Annotated in this window: 16 protein-coding genes; 7 read left to right on the top strand and 9 right to left on the bottom strand. The window is 68.9% G+C overall.

Going from position 1 to position 17,904, the window contains the following annotated elements; translation table 11 throughout:
- Both BKN51_RS42675 and BKN51_RS42670 read right to left on the bottom strand, forming a co-directional pair.
- Entirely contained in the window at positions 1-1,230 is a 1,230-nt protein-coding gene (locus BKN51_RS42675) for a DUF6923 family protein (protein ID WP_101612955.1), read from the bottom strand.
- Between the two features lie 4 nt (positions 1,231-1,234).
- Positions 1,235-1,999, bottom strand: a complete 765-nt coding sequence (locus tag BKN51_RS42670) for a bestrophin-like domain (protein WP_101612954.1) — start codon at positions 1,997-1,999, stop codon at positions 1,235-1,237.
- A 471-nt stretch (positions 2,000-2,470) separates the two neighbouring features.
- Here BKN51_RS42670 and BKN51_RS42665 point away from each other — a divergent pair, with 471 nt between their 5' ends.
- Positions 2,471-3,859, top strand: a complete 1,389-nt coding sequence (locus BKN51_RS42665) for a family 2B encapsulin nanocompartment shell protein (RefSeq protein ID WP_233223977.1) — start codon at positions 2,471-2,473, stop codon at positions 3,857-3,859.
- An 11-nt stretch (positions 3,860-3,870) separates the two neighbouring features.
- On the top strand, positions 3,871-4,896 hold the full coding sequence (locus BKN51_RS42660; protein WP_101612953.1) for a family 2 encapsulin nanocompartment cargo protein polyprenyl transferase: 1,026 nt from the start codon (positions 3,871-3,873) through the stop codon (positions 4,894-4,896).
- A gap of 71 nt (positions 4,897-4,967) precedes the next feature.
- Here the strand turns inward: BKN51_RS42660 and BKN51_RS42655 are convergent, their stop codons facing one another.
- The gene (locus BKN51_RS42655) at positions 4,968-6,098 is read right to left on the bottom strand and encodes a CapA family protein (RefSeq protein ID WP_101612952.1); all 1,131 of its coding nucleotides are present in this window, start codon (positions 6,096-6,098) and stop codon (positions 4,968-4,970) included.
- 323 nt (positions 6,099-6,421) lie between these two features.
- On the opposite strand from BKN51_RS42655, the gene BKN51_RS42650 reads away from it, so the two are divergent.
- From BKN51_RS42650 to BKN51_RS42635, 4 genes are read left to right on the top strand one after another with little or no spacing between them, the layout of a single operon-like run.
- The gene (locus tag BKN51_RS42650) at positions 6,422-7,381 is read left to right on the top strand and encodes a substrate-binding domain-containing protein (RefSeq protein ID WP_233224006.1); all 960 of its coding nucleotides are present in this window, start codon (positions 6,422-6,424) and stop codon (positions 7,379-7,381) included.
- A gap of 20 nt (positions 7,382-7,401) precedes the next feature.
- Positions 7,402-8,934: a sugar ABC transporter ATP-binding protein gene (locus tag BKN51_RS42645; RefSeq protein ID WP_101612950.1), complete on the top strand. Its 1,533-nt coding sequence runs from the start codon at positions 7,402-7,404 to the stop codon at positions 8,932-8,934.
- Positions 8,931-9,929 carry an ABC transporter permease gene (locus BKN51_RS42640; protein WP_101612949.1) on the top strand — a complete coding sequence of 333 codons (999 nt, stop codon included), beginning with the start codon at positions 8,931-8,933 and terminating at the stop codon, positions 9,927-9,929. The genes BKN51_RS42645 and BKN51_RS42640 overlap by 4 nt, the downstream gene beginning before the upstream one ends.
- The gene (locus tag BKN51_RS42635) at positions 9,926-10,570 is read left to right on the top strand and encodes a FadR/GntR family transcriptional regulator (protein WP_101612948.1); all 645 of its coding nucleotides are present in this window, start codon (positions 9,926-9,928) and stop codon (positions 10,568-10,570) included. Before BKN51_RS42640 ends, BKN51_RS42635 begins: the two co-directional genes overlap by 4 nt.
- A 209-nt stretch (positions 10,571-10,779) precedes the next feature.
- Here the strand turns inward: BKN51_RS42635 and BKN51_RS42630 are convergent, their stop codons facing one another.
- From BKN51_RS42630 to BKN51_RS42605, 6 genes are all read right to left on the bottom strand, one after another.
- Positions 10,780-12,096 (bottom strand): DNA polymerase IV, encoded by a 1,317-nt coding sequence (locus BKN51_RS42630; protein WP_101612947.1) that lies wholly within the window; start codon positions 12,094-12,096, stop codon positions 10,780-10,782.
- A complete protein-coding gene (locus tag BKN51_RS42625) occupies positions 12,083-12,406 on the bottom strand; it encodes a transcriptional regulator (protein ID WP_020634259.1) in 324 nt (107 codons plus the stop codon). Before BKN51_RS42625 ends, BKN51_RS42630 begins: the two co-directional genes overlap by 14 nt.
- Complete coding sequence (locus tag BKN51_RS42620; protein WP_101612946.1) at positions 12,403-13,032, bottom strand: hypothetical protein; 630 nt, start codon at positions 13,030-13,032, stop codon at positions 12,403-12,405. The genes BKN51_RS42625 and BKN51_RS42620 overlap by 4 nt, the downstream gene beginning before the upstream one ends.
- A 20-nt stretch (positions 13,033-13,052) precedes the next feature.
- A complete protein-coding gene (locus BKN51_RS42615) occupies positions 13,053-13,784 on the bottom strand; it encodes an ABC transporter permease (RefSeq protein WP_101612945.1) in 732 nt (243 codons plus the stop codon).
- Entirely contained in the window at positions 13,781-14,683 is a 903-nt protein-coding gene (locus BKN51_RS42610) for an ABC transporter ATP-binding protein (RefSeq protein WP_101612944.1), read from the bottom strand. The genes BKN51_RS42615 and BKN51_RS42610 overlap by 4 nt, the downstream gene beginning before the upstream one ends.
- Before the next feature lie 144 nt (positions 14,684-14,827).
- Positions 14,828-16,381, bottom strand: a complete 1,554-nt coding sequence (locus tag BKN51_RS42605) for an alpha/beta hydrolase (RefSeq protein WP_101612943.1) — start codon at positions 16,379-16,381, stop codon at positions 14,828-14,830.
- Between the two features lie 284 nt (positions 16,382-16,665).
- Here BKN51_RS42605 and BKN51_RS42600 point away from each other — a divergent pair, with 284 nt between their 5' ends.
- Positions 16,666-17,835, top strand: a complete 1,170-nt coding sequence (locus BKN51_RS42600; protein ID WP_101612942.1) for a macrolide family glycosyltransferase — start codon at positions 16,666-16,668, stop codon at positions 17,833-17,835.
- Positions 17,836-17,904: the final 69 nt, after the last annotated feature.

Genomic DNA, 17,904 nt, shown 5'->3' with positions numbered 1-17,904 from the left:
TCACCGGGCCCGCCGCACGGCACCCGCCGCGGCTCCCCCGCCGAGGATCAGGACCAGCGCGGTCAAACCCCACCGGCGCTTCTCCTTCGTGCGGGCGTGCGGATCGGTCTCCGCCGCCTCCTCGCGTTCCCTCGGCGGCGCCGCGCGGGTCGGCTTCGGCACCGGAACGGGCGGCGGGACCACCTTGGGCGCGGGAGCAGGCGTCGGGGACGGCGACGGACTGGGCGTCGGACTCGGAGTCGGGCTCGGCGACGACGTCGGGGACGGAGACGGTGGCGGCGTCGGAACCGGGACGGGAGCAGGCGTCGGGGACGGCGTGGATGTGGGCGTGGGCGGGTTGGGTACCGGAGTGGGCGTCGGCTTGGGCGGTTCCGGTTTCGGAGGCTCGGGCTTCGGCGGCTCGGGGGCGGTGAGACAGCCCGCCGCGTCCGAACCCGCCAGCGGCGGACCGGACCGCACCTCGGTCACCCGCCCACCGCGATCCAGTCGGTACAGCACACTGCGCCCGCCGATCCGGTTCGCCGTGGCGTACAAGGCACCGTCACGGCCGAGCACGACGGAACCGTAGACGTCGGCGGGCGGGAACCGGGCGTCGTCGGCTTCGCGGACCTTGCCGGACGACGGGTCGATGGTGATCACGGCCCCTTTTCCGCGCCAGGTGGTGGAAACGCCGTAGAGCAGTCCGTTGTGGTACGCGAAATCGTTGACGTCGTGGGCGAGCGTGATCGGCCGCAGGAACACCGTCCGGATCACCCGCAGGTACCGCTCCCCCGGTGTCAGATCCACCGTGTACAGGGTGCCGTTCCTGAGCAGGTACCAGGAATTCCCGCCGATCGCGCCCGCGGTGACACCCGCGACGGGACTCCACACCGGCAGCCGGTTCCCCGCCCGGGTGATCGGGCCGAGGTCCCGGGTGTCGCCGTCCCGGTCGATCGTCACCGCGTGCGCGCCCCGGCTGAGTCCTTCGGCGACACCGAAGACCAAGTCCCGTGTCGCGGAGTAACCGAGCGCGTTGAGCCGGTACCCCGCATCGGTCACCCGCGTGGTGGTCCCCGAGCCGACATCGATCCAGCGCAGCTTCGACTTCCCGTGCGACCCGGTCTCCGCCTGCACCACCAGGCAGGATTCGGCGGCGCGCGCGGCCATCGGGGCCAGCAGCGCCGACGCCCCCACCAGCCCGGCGACGGCCACCGTCGCCGCCGCCCGCGTCATCCCGTCCACGACGCTCACCGGCTCAGGCGATCCTCGCCAGCGCGGCGGTGAACGCGTCGGGAGGGATCCGCACCCCTCCGCCGAACGGGTTCTGCAGCTGGTAGATCGCGAACAACAGGAGCGTGACCGTACCGGCCAGGGTGGACACGATCACCAGATGCGCGGCCAGCCGGGTGCCGCCGAACAGGTTGGGCAGCAGCACCGAGATGAGGCTGCCGATGATGAGCGCGAACCAGACGACACCGCCGACCCGGCCGCCCTCGACCGCGTTGAGCCGATCCTGCCGGGCCTCGTAGACCTGCCAGAGCTGAGCGGCCGCCTCGGCCTTGCGCTCGCGGACCCAGTCGTCGTCCGACGAGGCCTTGTCCACCGCCTTGCGCAACTGGTCGAGCTGCGCCCAGCCGGTGTCGGGGGCGACGTCCCCGCCTTCGGCCATCCGCGGCCACTCCTTCTGTTCGACCGTCTTGATGTACTCCGCGCTCAGCTTCCGGACCTCGTCCTTGACCTCGGTCCCCAGCGAGTCCGCGGCCCAGACGGCGGCGACCAGGCTGTCCGCCTCGTGGTAGGAGCCGTCCCTCGCCGCGCTCGTGGAGTCGAAGAGGGAGATCAGGATGAACGCGACCAGGACGGCGTGGAGCCCGCCGACGATGGTGAACACCTGGCCGGCGGCGTCGTTGTTGTCGGGCCGCCCCTCGTCCCAGCCGAACTTGCGGACGAGGTAGCCGACGAACCCCGCCCCCGCCGCCGCTCCGACGACCCAGGCGATGCCGGTCAGGTAAATACCCATTCGACTCCTTACCCCGTGAAGACTGCTGAAACTAGTTCACCCTCCGGCGCGCCGAGAAGAGCAGTTGAATCAATTCATACCGGTGGCGGAAAGGATAAAGTCGATCATCACCGTCTCGGCCCAATTTCTCATACCGCGAAACGATTTTCGACACGCGCCGGAAAGGCTCGTCACCACTGTGAGATTGCAGCTTCACGTCCGAGTGATCAGCCACCACGGGACGTCACCGAACTGGCCGTATACCGACATTCTCCGCAGCTCCGTCGCCCGAACGGCTGCGGGCGGAGCGTCCGCACGGGCCAATCCGGCAAACAGGTGAACGTACCCGGCTACCCGATCGTGTGTTTGTACGGGCATTCCCGCTTGCTATGTTCATTTCGCGCCTCCCCATTGAATCTGGGTATCCGCGAATTTGGGAACATCAGTTCACCAGGGCGGAAATACCCGCCACGACGATGGGTGGATTTCTCGGTGACGATCACGGACAACCCGCAACTGAGCCTCGGCAAGGCCGCCGCTCGCACGCTGGCCACGACCACCAAATCGGTCCCGCAGATGCAGGGCATCTCGTCGCGATGGCTGCTGAGAGTGCTGCCGTGGGTTCAGGTTTCGGGAGGCGCGTACCGGGTCAACCGCCGGCTGAGCTACGCCGTCGGCGACGGGCGGGTCGCCTTCACCACCGCCGGCGCCGAGGTCCGGGTGATCCCGCCGGAACTGGGCGAACTCCCGCCGCTGCGGGGTTTCGACGACGAAGAGGTCCTCAGCGAACTCGCCGGCAGGTTCGTCCAACGGGAACTGTCCGCGGGCGACACCCTCACGGAATTCGGCCACCGGGCCGACCAGGTCTTCCTGATCGCGCACGGAAAGATCGACAAGCTCGGTGTCGGCGCGTACGGCGACGAGACCGTCCTCGGCGCCCTCGCCGACGGCGGGCATTTCGGATCGCAGATCCTGGTCGATGACGACGCGATCTGGGAGTTCACCGCGAAGGCGGTCACCTCCTGCACCGTGCTTTCCTTGTCCCGCACAGCTTTCGCCGACATCCTCGATCGCTCGGACAGCTTGCGCGACCATCTCGGCGCGTTCTCCGCCGGCGGATCGCAGGCGAGCAACGATCACGGTGAGGCGCGGATCGACGTCGCGTCGGGCCACGACGGCGAACCGCTCCTTCCCGGCACCTTCGTCGACTACGAGACCAAACCGCGCGAGTACGAACTCAGCGTCGCGCAGACCGTCCTGCGGGTGCACACCCGGGTCGCCGACCTCTACAACCAGCCGATGGACCAGGTCGAGCAGCAGTTGCGGCTGACCATCGAGGCGTTGCGCGAGCGGCAGGAACACGAGCTGATCAACAACACCGGCTTCGGGCTCCTGCACAACGCGGACTTTTCCCATCGCGTCCACACCCGCACCGGCCCGCCGACGCCGGACGACCTCGACGAGCTGCTCGCCTTGGTGTGGAAGGACCCCGGTTTCTTCCTCGCGCATCCGCGGGCGATCGCGGCGTTCAGCCGGGAATGCAGCAAACGGGGGATCTATCCGGACGCCGTCGACCTGGACGGCCATCAGGTGCCCGCCTGGCGCGGGATCCCGATCCTGCCGTGCAACAAGATCCCCGTCACCGAGACCAGCACCAGCTCGATCCTGCTGATGCGGACCGGTGAGGACACTCAGGGCGTCGTCGGCCTGCATCAGGTCGGGCTGCCCGACGAGTACCGGCCCGGACTGAACGTCCGCTTCATGGGGATCAGCGAACAAGCGATCATTTCGTACCTGGTGAGCGCGTACTACTCGGCTGCGGTGCTGGTGCCTGACGCACTGGCGATCCTGGAGAACGCCGAACTCGGACGCGAAGGCTGAAGGGAAGTCCGTTGACGACCATCGACACCGGCACCGGTGCCCGTCCCGCCGCCGAAGTCCTGACGTGGAGCAGGAATCTGCTCGACCCGGCACTGCGCGAGGCCGTCGGCGGGCTTCCCGAGTCCATGCGGCTCATCGCCGGTTACCACTTCGGCTGGTGGGACGAGCACGGCCGTCCGTCCACTTCGGACGGCGGGAAGGCGTTGCGGCCCGCGCTCGCGCTGCTGTCGGCGCAGGCTGTCGGCGGTGACGCCGAAGTGGCCGTCCCGGTGGCCGTCGCGGTGGAACTGGTGCACAACTTCTCGCTGCTGCACGACGACGTGATGGACCGGGACACCACCCGGCGGCACCGCCCGACGGCCTGGACGGTGTTCGGCACCGGCGCCGCGATCCTCGCCGGGGACGCCCTGCTGTCCCGGGCCCTCGAACTGCTGGCCCCGTTCGGGCAGACCGCGCTGCGGGTGCTGAGCACGGCCGTGATCGATCTTCTGGAAGGGCAGAGCGCGGACCTGAAGTTCGAAGAACGCGGTGACGTCGACACCGCCGAATGCGTACGGATGGCCGAGGGGAAGACCGGCGCGTTGCTCGGGGCGTCGTGCACGCTCGGCGCGCTCGCCGGGGAAGGGAGGCAGGATCAGGTCGACCGGCTGACCGAGTACGGGAGGGCACTCGGGCTGGCGTTCCAGCACATCGACGATCTCCTCGGGATCTGGGGCGATCCGGCGGTGACCGGGAAACCGGTCCACTCGGATCTCTCCAACCGGAAGAAGTCCCTGCCGGTGGTGGCCGCGCTCCACTCCGGGACGGAAGCCGGGCGAGAACTGGAGGCCTTGTACCGCAAGGAAAACCTCGACGTCGCGGAATTGCCCCACGCGGCGGAACTGGTGGAACGGGCGGGCGGCCGGACATGGAGCCAGGAGCAGGCCGACGCGCTCCTGACCGGCGCGCTGCACCATCTCGCCGTCTCGAGTCCGGTGCCCCGCCCAGGCACCGAGCTCGCGGCCCTCGCGAAACTGGTGGTGCGGCGACGATATTGAAGTCGGGCGCGGAGAAAGGCACGGGTGGGCCGGAACGAAGGGCCTGGCCCATCCGTGTCCCTGCCGGAAGCTCAGCGACCGGGGCGGGTCAACCCCTGATCGCCGGCGCCACGGCTGAGGACGACCTCGTCGGTGGCCTCGAGCGCGTCCGCTCCGGCGTTCCCGCTCTGCCCCGCGGTCAGGTCGAGCAACCGGATCGGCGGGCCGAGCTGGACCAGTGTCGGGACGTACTCGGCCTTGTCGACCTTCCAGCGTTCGCCGTCCCGCACGAACCGGAACCGCGCGGCCGCCCCTTGTTCGGTCGAGCCCTTCGGCTCCGAATGCCGGGCGACGCTGTTGCCGAGGCCGTAGGCGACCCATTTGCCGTTGATCTGTTCGAAGGGCTGCACGACGTGCGCGTGGTGGCCGATGATCAGGTCGATCGAGTCGTCACCGAGGAGTTTCTTCGCCAGTGAGCGCTGTTCGGCCGTCGGGTCGTGCTGGTACTCGGTGCCCCAGTGCAGGCTCGCGAGGACGACCTGGGCGCCCGCCTTCCGCGCCGCCTTGGCCTGGGCGATCACGTCTTCGGCGTCGATCTGGTTGACCAGCCAGGGTTTCCCCGAGGGCACCTTGATCCCGTTGAACCCGTAGGAGAAGGAGATCTGGGCGACCTTGACGCCCTTGACGTCGACGATCAGCGGCTTCTTCGCTTCTTCGGCCGAGCGTGCCGAGCCGGTGTGCTTGATCCCCGCCTCGTCGAGTTTGTCGAGCGTCCGCGTCGCGCCGTCCACGCCCTGGTCGATCGTGTGGTTGGACGCCGTCGAGCAGTTGTCGTAGCCGGTGTCCTTGAGCGCGTCGACGATCTCCGGCGGCGCGCTGAACGACGGGTAGCCGCTGTAGGGCCCGCCCTTCGGCGCGAGCGGGGTCTCCAGATGGCAGATGCCTAGGTCGGCGCCGGAGATCAGCGGTTTGATCCCGGCCAGGAGCGGCCGGTAGTCGATCTTGCCGCCACCGTCCTCCTTCGCCTGGTCGGTCAGCGCGGGATGGATCAGCACGTCGCCGGTCGCGACCACGGTGAACGCGCCGCCGGGTGCCTGACTCGCCGTCGCCGGAGCCTCGGACGCGGCGGGCTGCTGCTGCTGCTCGGGAGTGGAACTGCACGCGGTGAGCAGGAGGGCCGCGCCGAGGAGCGCGGTGGTCTGACGGACGCGGGAGCTGAACATGGATTCCCTCGATCGGGTGACTGTCCCTTTCATCCTGCCTTACGGTGATTGCCCGCGACACTCAACCAAAGTCAACAACAACGATCGGACAGAGTTCGGACAAGTTCCACAGGACCACTCGCCGCAGAAGCAGGCTCTCGACGTGCGATTAGTACGACCACAGCCCGTCGACCGTGCCATGATCGTGCCTTGACGTCACCCGTAAGAGTGTTTAGTAATACCAGTCACACTCTTCCGCTTCGTCCTGGGAGCATTTGATGTCCACAGCTTCGCACAAGTCCCTGCCCTGGCGCCTTGTTGGTTCTTGTTTGATTGCCGGTGTCGTGTTGACCGGCTGCTCGTCCGGCAAAGACACCGCCGCGCCGCAGCAGCAGGCGCCCGCGAGCGGCAAGATCACCCTGTTCTACCTGCAGAAACAGGGCGACCAGCAGTACTTCGTCGAGCAGGCGCAGGGCGCGCAGGAGAAGGCGAAGGAACTGGGTGTCGAACTGAAGGTCGTCAACCTCGGGCAGGACGCCAACAAGGCGATCACCGAACTCGACGCCGCGGTCGCCCAGGGCGCCAACGGCATCGCGATCGTCGTCCCCGACCAGGCCATCGGCCCGCAGGTGCTCGACAAGGCGAAGAGCTCGGGCATCCCGATCATCGCCTCCGACGACGTGATCAAGGACGGCGCCGGGACGAAGTCGCCGTTCGTCGGCTTCAACGGCTCCCAGATGGGCGATTCGGTCGGCAAGGAAGCGGCGAAGCTGTTCAAGGCGGCCGGCTGGACCGCGGCCGACACCAAGATCATCAGTGCGTACAAGCAGGACTTGACGGTGTGCAAGGACCGCGTCTCCGCCGCGAAGGCCGCCTTCGACAAGGACGCAGGCGCGCAGGTGCCGGTGATCGAGGTCGGCACCGACAACACCCCGGTGGACGCGCAGAACCGCACCGGCGCGGTGATCGGCTCGAACCCGGGCGTCAAGCACTGGGTGGTCTGGGGCTGCAACGACGAGAACGAGACCGGTGCGGTCACCGCGCTCGCGAACTCGGGCGTCGCCTCGGCCGACATCATCGGCGTCGGTCTCGGTGCCTACCTGACCTGCAAGGACTGGGCCGCGGGCAAGGAGACCGGGAACAAGGCGGCGCTGTTCATCTCCGGCGCCGAGGTCGGCCGCACCGCGATCCAGCTGCTGGTGGACAAGGTGAAGAACTCGAAGGACCTGCCCCCGGAGACGATCGCGAAGACCCAGATCGTCACCAAGGACAACTACAAGCAGGCCGGCGTCAACTGCATCTGATCCCGCGTGGAGGCGTTCCCATGGCCACATCCGAACCCGCGGCGGCGCTGACCGCCCAAGGGATCAGCAAACGGTTCTCCGGGGTGACCGCGCTCGACGGCGTCACCCTGGACTTCCGGCCCGGCGAGGTCCTCGCGCTGATGGGCGAGAACGGCGCGGGCAAGTCCACCCTGCTGCGGGTGCTGTCGGGCGACCACGGTCCCGACGACGGGCACCTGCTGATCGACGGCTCACCGGTGCTGTTCGACTCCCCGCGGGCCGCGATGGCCGCCGGAGTCCGGGTGATCTACCAGGAGCCGGAAATCATCCCGCACGTTTCGGTGGCGGAGAACGTCTTCGTCGGCGAGCTGCCCGCGCGGGGACGGCTGGTCAACCGCCGGACCCTGCATCGGATGACGCAGGACGCGTTGCGGGAGTACGGATTCGAGGGTGTGCTGCAGCCCTCGACGCTCGGGAGCAGGCTGTCCCCCGCGCAACGGCAGCTGGTCGAGATCCTGCGGGTGCTCACCGCCGCGACACCGCCGAAGGTGATCGCGTTCGACGAGCCGACGTCTTCGCTGTCCGAGCACGAGGTCGACGCGCTGTTCGCGCTGATCCGGCGGCTGCGGGACAGCGGGGTGGCGGTCGTCTACGTCTCACACCGGATGAAGGAGATCTTCCAGCTCGCCGACCGGGTGGCGGTGTTGCGCGACGGCACCCTGATCGGGGTCGAGGACGCGGCGTCCACCGACGAGAACCGGCTGGTGCGCATGATGATCGGCCGCGATCTGTCCACTTTGGAGCGCCGGAGCGCGCAGGAGACCGGCCGGGTGGTGCTGCGGCTCGACGGCGTCACCACCGACGACGTCACGGACATCTCCCTGGAGGTCCGGGCGGGCGAGGTCGTCTGCCTCGCCGGACTGGTCGGTGCCGGGCGCTCGGAACTCGCGCACGCGATCGTCGGCGATCTGCCGGTGCGCTCGGGAACCGTCGAACTGGACGGGAAACCGTTGCGCGCCCGCACTCCCGGCGACGCGGTCAAGGCGGGGATCGGCTTCGCGCCGGAGGAACGCAAGACCGACGCGTTGCTGATGCAGCGGTCCGTGCGGGACAACGTCTCCATCGCGGCGCTGGACCGGCTGAGCCAGTTCCGGGTGGTGCGGCGGGCCAAGGAACGCGAGCTCGTCGACGAATACGTGCGCGAATTGCGCGTGCGGACGCCGTCGATGGAGCAGGAGGTCCGCAAGCTGTCGGGCGGCAACCAGCAGAAGACCGTCCTCGCCCGCTGGCTCGCGCGGCGCCCGAAGCTGCTGATCCTCGACGAACCGACGCGCGGGGTCGACGTCGGCGCGAAGGCCGAGATCTACCGGATCATCGACGGTCTCGCCGCCGAGGGCATCGCCCTGCTGGTGATCTCGTCCGATCTGCCCGAGGTGCTGAGCCTCGCCGACCGGATCGTCGTCCTGCGCGCGGGCCGGGTCGCCGGAGAGCTCGGCCGTGACGACGCGAGTGAAGAAGCCGTGCTGACTTTGGCCATCCCGGCCACCGAAGACACTGAGGAGATCGCCTCGTGACGACCATCGCCCACCCGGTGTCACCGTTCCGCCGGACGGTGACCGCGATCGGCGTGCAGAACTCGAGCCTGCTGCTCACCCTGATCGCGCTGGTGATCCTGATGAGCTCGCTGAACGAGAACTTCCTCCGTACCAACAACCTGCTGCTGATCGGCAGCGCGATCACCATCATGGGACTGCTCTCGCTGGTGCAGACCCTGGTGATCATCCTCGGCGCGCTGGACATCTCGGTCGGCTCGATGGCCGGGCTCGCGTCGGTGGTGTCGGCGATGGTGTTCACCTCGACCGGGAGCTCCGCTGTCGGCACCCTCGCCGCGATCGGCGTCGGCGTGGTGTGCGGCCTGGTGAACGGCATGATCATCATCTTCGGCCGGGTGAACCCGGTGGTCGCGACGCTCGCGATGCTGGCGACGTACAAGGGCATCGCACAGGTGATCTCGGACGGCAAGGCGCAGGGCTACACCGGCGCCGACGACCTGTTCATCTTCCTGGCCAAGGGATCCATCGCCGGGCTGCCGACGTTGCTGTGGGTGTTCCTGATCGTCGCGGCGGTGCTGCACTTCCTGTTGCGCTACACCGACATCGGCCGCAACATCTACGCCATCGGCGGCAACGACACCGCCGCCCGGCTCGCCGGGATCAACATCAACCGCTACATCATCGGCGTCTACGCGCTCGTCGGCGTGGTCGCGGCGATCGCGGGGCTGCTGATCACCGCGCGCACCGGCTCCGGCCAGCCGACGTCCGGCTCCGAGGGGCTCGAACTGCTCGCCGTCACCGGCGCCGCGCTCGGCGGCACGATGCTCAAGGGCGGCAAGGGGTCCATCATCAGCACCGTGCTCGCGGTGATCATTCTCGGCGTGCTCAACAACGGGATGTCCGGGCTCGGCGTCAACCCGTTCTGGCAGAACATGGCCACCGGGACCCTGCTCGTCGTCGCCGTCGTGCTCCAGCAGGTCCGCAGCGGGGAACGCCGAGTCGGCCTGCCCGTATGACCCGGCATGCCCGGATCGTCGACGAACTGGGCAGGCTGATCGTCGCCGGGGTCTTCGGGGCCGGGCAGCCGATCGTCCCCGAAGACCTCGGGCGCCGGTTCTCCGCGTCGCGCACGATGGTGCGGGAAGCGTTGCGGGTACTGGAATCCAAGGGCCTGGTCGCGGCGCGGCCGCGCGTCGGCACCTGGACACGGCCACCGGAACACTGGAACGCGATCGATCCGGACGTCATCGCCTGGCGGGCCGCCGGGCCCGAGCGTTCCCGGCAGCTGGCGGAACTGTTCGAACTCCGGCTGGCGATCGAACCGCAAGCGGCGAGAATGGCCGCGTGGCACCGTCGCCCGGACGAGCTCGCGGTCCTCGTCGCGACGTACGGCCTGATGGCGGACGCGGTCGGCCTCCCGGCTTTCCAGGAGGCCGACCGCGCCTTCCACGCGGCCCTGCTTCGCGCGTCCGGCAACGCCTTGATCGCGCAATTGCGGGGTCCGGCCGTGGCCGCGCTCGAAGAGGTTCCCGGCGACGGCGTGCTGGCCGCCCATGCGCGGGTGGTGGCGATGGTGCTCGAAAAGAACGCCGACGGCGCGGAGTCGGCGACGCGGCACTTGCTGGAAACCGTCGCTCCGCCGATCCCCCGCGTTTAGTCCTCTAGTTGCGGTCCTTGCGTGTGCAACTACCGCAACTAGAGGACGAAACGCGGGGGTCAAGCGAGGCACTCACCGGGGGTCGCGGCGCCGGGGTGCCTTCGGGGCCCGGGGCCATGGAGTGTCCGGTGTCCCCAATGCGGCATTGGAGACGCTCAGCGTCTCCAATGCCGCATTGGGGGCACCCGCGCGTCCAGCCATCCCCGCGTTTAGGCCAGGCAGTCGCCGGCGTCGCCTCGGTGGAGGGCCGGGTCGTCCTGGAGGAAGGTCCGTGCGACGCCCGGGCCGCTGGACCGCGTCTCGAAGCGCACGGTCACCCGGCCGTGCCCGGCTCCCTGCACCCAGCCACTTCCGTACTCGTCGTGCGCCACGTCGTCCCCGGGCCGCCAAGTCGAGGAGACGACGACCTCCGGCGCGGGCGCTCGCTCGACCAAGGGCACGTCGGGAGCCGGAACGGCAAGAGTGAACAGCGGATCCTGATGCGGTACCGAAAGCCCGGAGAACGCGACCCCGGCCAGCCGCACCCCGCCGAATTCGGCCGGGTCGATGAGCAGCCGTTCCGCCATCGAGGCGAGCTGGTCGAATTCGTCGGTAGGCGAAGCCATCGTCTCCGACCTCGTCACCGTGCTGAAGTCGGTGTGCCGCAGTTTCACCACCACCGTCCGCGCGACCCGGTCGGCGTTGACGAGCCGTTTGTGCGCGTGGACGGCGAGGTCGCGGACCTCGCGCCGCAGGCTCGCCAGGTCGATCAGGTCCCGGTCGAAGGTCGTCTCCGCGCTGACCTGCTTGAGCTCCGCGCGGCCGGACACCGGCCGGTCGTCGGCGCCGGTGGCCAGGCGCCGCAGGTCCCGCCCGACAACACTGCCCAAAGTGGACACCGCGTCGGCCTCGGAGAGCGCGGTCAGCTGGCCCAGCGTCCGCACGCCGATCGCCCGCAGTTTTCCTTCCGCCACCGGGCCGATCCCCCACAGCACCCTGGTCGGCAGCGGCGCGAGGAAGTCGCGTTCGGTGCCCTGGTCGACGACGAGCAGCCCGTCCGGCTTCGCCAGATCCGACGCGACCTTCGCGACCTGCTTCCCCGACGCCGCCCCGATCGACGCCACCAGCCCGATTTCGGACCGGATGTGCTCCCGCAGGCGGGCACCGAACTCCCGCACCCCCGCCGACGACGCCCCGGCCAGCGACGGCGGTTCCGCGAAAGCCTCGTCGAGGGAGATCCGCTCCAGCACGGGCGCGTACTGGGCGACGAGGTCGAACACCCGCGTGCTCAGCAATTCGTACAGTTTGAACCGCGGCGGCAGGATGACCCCGTTGGGTGGCAACAGCCGCCGGGCCTGCGACATCGGCATCGCCGATTTGATGCCGTGTTCCCGCGCCTGATAACTCGCCCCGGCGACCACGCCGCGCGGGCCCGCGCCGCCGACCAGGACCGGACGGTGGGCCAGGGTCGGCCGGGTCAGCTGTTCACACGAGGCGTAGAACGCGTCCATGTCGAGGTGGATGACCCACCGGTCATGCCCGCCCATCGCCCGGTACCTCGAGAAGACGGTGCAAGGCCTTCGTGTACTCCTCGAACGCCGCCCGGCCCCGCGTGGTCAGCTCGACCAGCGTCACCGGCGTGCGATGTTCGAACGCCTTGGTGATCTCGACGTAGCCGGCGTCTTCGAGTTTGCGCAGATGGGTCGACAGGTTGCCCGGCGTCATGTCCAGCAACTGCTGCAGCCGCGGGAAGGTGATGCGGTCCCCCGGCCCGAGGCTCGACAGCGCCACGGTGACCCGCAGCCGCGCCTGCGCGTGGATCACCGGATCGAGCTGGGGCAGCCCGTCTTCGCTCATCGCGCCCGCACCAGGAAGACCAGCGACGCCACCAGGAAGCCACCGCCGCCCGCCAGGCTCAGCACGACGAAGTTGTGCGGTCCCCCGGCCAGCACGCTCGCCGCGCCGCACGCGATGATCCACACGCCGAGGCCGTACTGCAGTTTGCTCTGCCACAGCATTCCGCCGGCGAGGTACATCAGGCCGGTCAGGATGAGCGAGGTCCCGGACCACAGCAACGGGATCAGCTCGGTGTCGAGGCCGAGCCGGATCAGCGCGGTGTTCACCACCGTCAGCCCGCCGAACGCGATCATCCAGCTCCACCCGTACATCGCCCCGACGAGACGGGAGGGCCCGCGCACACCGCGGCCAGCCCGGATCCCGTAGATCGCCGAGTACGCCATCGCCCCGAGGAAACCGGCGGCGGCGATCGCGCCGGCGACCCACATCGGCATCAGGGCGGTGGGCGGCGCGGACACGTAGACGAGCCCGAAACCGAACAGCCACACCAGTCCCCAGACGGCGAGCAGCACGGCCGGATTCGGCCCGATCTCACGCCGGGTGTCCTCCGTCTGCCTGGCGATGAGCGCGAGCGACTCCTCGGGCGTCATCGGCCGCGCGTCGTCGTCTCGTTCATCCTCCACCACTTCGGAAAACTAACACGGGTTCACAGTCTCGCCGTGTCAAGCCGGAACCTCGCCATCACCACGAGCGCGGGCACCACCAGCCAGGCGGCGAGCACCAGGACCGCGGTCAGCGCGCCGGACCCGCCCAGCACCGGCGCGCGGCCGATCTCGCCGAGCCAGTACGTCGGCATGATGTACCCGGCGGTGTTCATCCAGCCGGGCAGGACCTGCAACGGGATCCACAGTCCGCCGAACATGCCCAGCGGCAGCATCAGCGCGCCGGTCACCGCCTGCACGGTGTCGCCCTTGCCGAACAGGCCGATCATCAGGCCCAGCACCGCGAACGGCAGCGCGCCGAGCCACAGCGCGCCGAAGATCGTCAGCCATTGGCCGGTTTCGAGCCGGATGCCGCGGATCATGCCCGCCGCGAAGATCACCAGCAGCACCGGCAGCGCGACGAACAATCCCGCCGACACCTTGACCATCAGATAGCCCGGCGCCCGCATCGGGGTCAGCCGCAGGGTGCGCTGCCAGCCGTCGGTGCGCTCGGTGGCGACGCGCGTGCCGGTGAACAGCGCGGCGGTCATGGCGCCGTACGCGGCCATGTTCACCATGGTCACGGTCGCGGTCGAAATCCCCGGAGCGATCTCGCGAGCGCCGAAGATCCCGCCGAACAACAGGAACATCGCGAGCGGCATGCCGATGGTGAACAGCGCGAACTGCGGGCTGCGGACGATGCGCTTGATCTCCAGCGCGAGGTAACTCAGGTTCATCTCAAAGCTCCTTCGGCCGCATCGGCGGTCAGCGCGATGAAGGCCTCTTCCAGTCCCACGGCGGTGATTTCGATGTTCGCGGCGAGCGGGAACTCACGCAGCAGACCGCGGATGGCGGCGTCGGAATCGGCGCAGCTCAGCTCCGCGTGACCGGCCCGCAGCACCGCGCGCGACACCCCGGGCAGCGCGGCGAGCGCGGCCTCGGTGGCATCCGGGACGGCGGCGCGCAGCACCCGGCCGGCGACCGCGGCCCGGACCTCGCCGACCGGCCCGTCCGCGACGACCCCGCCGTGCCGCATGAGCACGACACGGTCCGCGTAGTCCTCCGCTTCGGCGAGGTAGTGCGTCGCGAAGAGGACCGTGCGGCCCGTCTCGGTGTACTCGCGCATCGCCGCCCAGAAGCGGCGCCGCCCGTCGACGTCCATGGCCGCGGTCGGCTCGTCGAGCACCAGCAGATCCGGATCGCCGACCAGCGCGAGCGCGAACCGCACCCGCTGCTGCTCGCCACCGGAGAGCTTCCCGCAGCGGCGGTTCGCGTACTCGGTGACGCCGGCGCGCTTGAGCACCTCGCGGGTGGGCAGCGGATTCCGGTGCAGCGAGGCGAACAGGCCGACGAGCTCGACGACCGTGGCGTCCCTGAGCAGCGTCCCGTTCTGCGCCATCGCGCCGACCATCCCCCGGTCCATCGCCTCGGCCGCGCTGAGCCCGGCGACGCGGACCTGACCCGCATCAGGCCTGGTCAGGCCCAGCAGCATGTCGATCGTGGTCGACTTGCCCGCGCCGTTCGGCCCGAGCAGCGCCACGACCTCCCCCGGTGCGACCCGCACGCTGACGTCGTCGACGGCCAGGACGTCGCCGAAGCGCTTCACGAGCCCTTCGAGGCTGAACGCGTCCGCCATGACTTTCCCCCTTCGAGCACTCTGAACCACAAAGTCGATACGCACTTTGTAACACAAAGTCCCCTGCCCTGGAAACCCCGGGAGTACATGAAGGCCCCCTTCCTGTACCTAGGCGCAAGGAAGGGGGCCTTCATGTACTTGGAGCTAGGCGGGCACCCTGGAGGTGGCCGCGTCAGCGACTGCCGGAACCGGAGGAGGCACCGGGAGCGGCAGCGGCGCGCATTCGACGTCGGCCGTCCGCCCTGGCTTGCGCGCGGGCAGCGCACCGGTGGCCAGGTAGTCGGCGATCTTGTTGTCGACGCAGGCGTTGCCGCGCGGAGTGATCGCGTGACTCGTGCCGCCCGGTTCTCCGATCAGGCGAGCGCCGGGGAACCGGCTACGCACCTCGAGGCTGCCTTCGTACGGCGTCGCCGCGTCGAGCGTCTCGCCGATCATCAGCACACTCGGCACCTTCTTGCCGTCGACCTTGACCGGCTTGCCGGGTTTCGCGGGCCAGTACAGGCAAGGGCCGTTGTACCAGGCGTTCTGCCAGGTGAAGTACGGCGCCTTCTGGTAGGTGCGCCAGTTGTCGTGCTTCCACTGCTGCCAGCTCTGCGGCCATTTCACGTCCGAGCACTGGACGGCGAGATAGACGGCGTAACCGTTGTCGTCACCGCGGCCGCCGAAGTTCTCGAACAGGCCCTTCATCGTCTGCCAGTCACCCTTGTTGACGAACTTCGCGAGCGCGTCACCGAGCAGTGTCCAGCGCAGCTGGTAGTAGGAGGCCTGGTTGAAGACGTCGAGGAACTCGTCCGGCCCGACGTAGCCGCCCGCCGGGACCGCGCGAAGCTTCTTCAGCTGCTCGTCGAAGACCTGCTTCACCGCGGCCTGCGTCTTGCCGAGGTGGTAGACGTCGTCGTGCGACGCGACCCAGCCGAACCAGATGTTGAGGTTGACGTCGTACGCGAGGTCCTGGTTCAGGTTGGCCTGGTACCAGACATTACGGGGGTCCACAGTGGAGTCGAGGACCATCCGGCGGACGTGCTGCGGGAACAGCGTCCCGTACACCTGGCCGAGATAGGTGCCGTAGGAGTACCCGTAGAAGTTCAGCTGCTCGGCGCCGAGCGCCTTGCGGATGCTCTCCATGTCCTTGACCGTGTCGGTCGTCTTGATGTTCTCCAGCAGCGCGCGGCTGTTGTTCTTCGCGCACGCGTCGGCGTAGGACTTCGAGCGCTGCAACCAGGTCTTCTCCAGCTGCCGCGTCGTCGGCACGTATTCCGGCCGGTTGTAGTCCATGTAGTTCGGGATGCACGAAAGCGCGGGCTTGCTGGAGCCGACGCCGCGCGGGTCGAAACCGACCCAGTCGTAGGCGTCGCCGGCGTGGTTCGGCACGCGCGTGCCGCGGGTCGCGAGCAGCAGCCCGGAACCGCCGGGGCCACCGGGGTTGGTGAGCATGACGCCCTGGTACTGCGCTTCGGGCGTCTTGTGCTTGACGCGGCTGAGCGCGAGCTGGATCTTCTCGCCGCGCGGGCGCGAGTAGTCGAGCGGAACGGACAGGTAGCCGCACTCGGCGCCGGCGTTGATCAACGTCGGGTCGGTGCACGCCCCCCAGGTGATGGTCTCGGCGGGTTGCGCCGCTTCCGCCGCACCGGCGGGCGCGGTCACCGCGACCGAGGCGAGCGTGGCGACGGCCAGCGCGGTGATGAGCACACGTCTCAAGGTTTTTCCCTTTCCCTCCAAAGGTGAAAGCCCCGAAACCCTATCCACGTCCATGACCTGCGGAAGCCCTTCGGCGAAGGTCCCTACCAACGGCGGGTCCCGATCGCGGCAAACCGGGCAACCGGTTAATCGGTTGGGAGGCCGCGCGGCGGGCGCTAGGCTGTCGATCATGATCTGCCGAATCCGCATGCGCACCGCCTGAGACGGCGTGACCGCAGGGCCCCCGCGATCGGGAGGCCCCTTTTCTGCGCGCCGTCTGACGTCACGATCTCAGACAGGATCTCATGCAGAACCACATCGCGATGATCGGCTGCACCGCGCCGAGCCACATCTACCCCTCGCTGGCCGTCATCCGTGAGCTGGTCGCTCGCGGGCACCGGGTCAGCTACGTCGTCGGCGAACCGCTCACCGGGCTGATCGAGCCGACCGGCGCCGAGGTGGTCGCGCATCCGTCGATCCTCCCGCTCGGCGACCAGTCGGCGTGGCCGGAGGACCCGGGGTCCCAGATGCGGGTCTTCCTCGACGAAGGCATCCAGGCGATGCCGGTGCTGACCGATTTCTACGACGAGAACCGCCCGGACCTGCTGCTGTACGACATCGGCGGTCTCCCGGCGCCGATCCTGGCCAGGCGCTACGGCGTCCCGGCCGTGCAGCTGTCCCCGACGTATGTCGCCTGGGACGGCTACGAAGAGGACATGGCCGAGATCCTGACCTCGATCCGGACCTCACCGTCCGGAAAGGACTATTTCGCCACGTTCACCCGGTGGCTGAAAGAGAACGGGATCGAAGCCGACGCCTGGGACTGGATCTCCCATCCGGAGCAGGTGCTCGCGCTGCTGCCGAGGGCGATGCAGCCCAACGTCGACCGGGTGCCGTCGTCGGTCCGGTTCGTCGGCCCGGCGCTGGACCCGGAACGCCTCGCCGACCGGAGCTGGACGCCGCCTTCGAGCGGCAAGAAGGTCCTGCTGATGTCCCTCGGCACGGCGTTCACCGATCAGCTCGACCTGTTCCGCGCGTGCGTGGACGGGTTCCGCGATTCGGACTGGCACGTGGTCATCTCGATCGGCCAAACCGATCCTGCCGATCTCGGGCCGCTGCCGGAGCACATCGAGGTGCACCCGTTCGTCCCGCAACTCGCGGTGCTGGAGGCCGCGTCGGCGTTCATCACGCACGCCGGCATGGGCGGCAGCACGGAATCGCTGTGGTACGGCGTGCCGACCGTCGCGATCCCGCTGGCCACCGACGGTTTCGGCAACGCGGCGAAACTGGCGGAACTGGGCGTCGGCGAGGAACTCGCGGCCTCGGACGTGACGGCTTCCGTGTTGCGTACCGCCGTCGAGAGGGTGGCCGGGTCGCCTTCGGTCGCGGCTCACCTCGCCGCGGTCCGGGCTGAGACCCGGGGGAACGGCGGGATCGAGCGGGCGGCGGATGCCGTTGAGTCCTTCCTGAAGTAGCTCCGCGCGTGCAATGAAGGGGACTTTCATTGCAAAATTTGCAATGAAAGTCCCCTTCATTGCAGCCGG

Origin of the sequence: Amycolatopsis sp. BJA-103 (assembly GCF_002849735.1) — a bacterium.
Classification (GTDB): domain Bacteria; phylum Actinomycetota; class Actinomycetes; order Mycobacteriales; family Pseudonocardiaceae; genus Amycolatopsis.
Note: the sequence above shows the minus strand (reverse complement) of the source record. Positions and strands in the feature narration are given on the sequence as shown.

Excerpts from the sequence above, each read along its gene's own strand:
- BKN51_RS42645 (WP_101612950.1), top strand. The coding sequence starts at position 7,402 with ATGGCCACATCCGAACCCGCGGCGGCGCTGACCGCCCAAGGGATCAGC.
- BKN51_RS42670 (WP_101612954.1), bottom strand. The coding sequence starts at position 1,999 with ATGGGTATTTACCTGACCGGCATCGCCTGGGTCGTCGGAGCGGCGGCG.
- BKN51_RS42610 (WP_101612944.1), bottom strand. The coding sequence starts at position 14,683 with ATGGCGGACGCGTTCAGCCTCGAAGGGCTCGTGAAGCGCTTCGGCGAC.
- BKN51_RS42655 (WP_101612952.1), bottom strand. The coding sequence starts at position 6,098 with ATGTTCAGCTCCCGCGTCCGTCAGACCACCGCGCTCCTCGGCGCGGCC.
- BKN51_RS42600 (WP_101612942.1), top strand. The coding sequence starts at position 16,666 with ATGCAGAACCACATCGCGATGATCGGCTGCACCGCGCCGAGCCACATC.
- BKN51_RS42625 (WP_020634259.1), bottom strand. The coding sequence starts at position 12,406 with ATGAGCGAAGACGGGCTGCCCCAGCTCGATCCGGTGATCCACGCGCAG.
- BKN51_RS42635 (WP_101612948.1), top strand. The coding sequence starts at position 9,926 with ATGACCCGGCATGCCCGGATCGTCGACGAACTGGGCAGGCTGATCGTC.
- BKN51_RS42615 (WP_101612945.1), bottom strand. The coding sequence starts at position 13,784 with ATGAACCTGAGTTACCTCGCGCTGGAGATCAAGCGCATCGTCCGCAGC.
- BKN51_RS42630 (WP_101612947.1), bottom strand. The coding sequence starts at position 12,096 with ATGGGCGGGCATGACCGGTGGGTCATCCACCTCGACATGGACGCGTTC.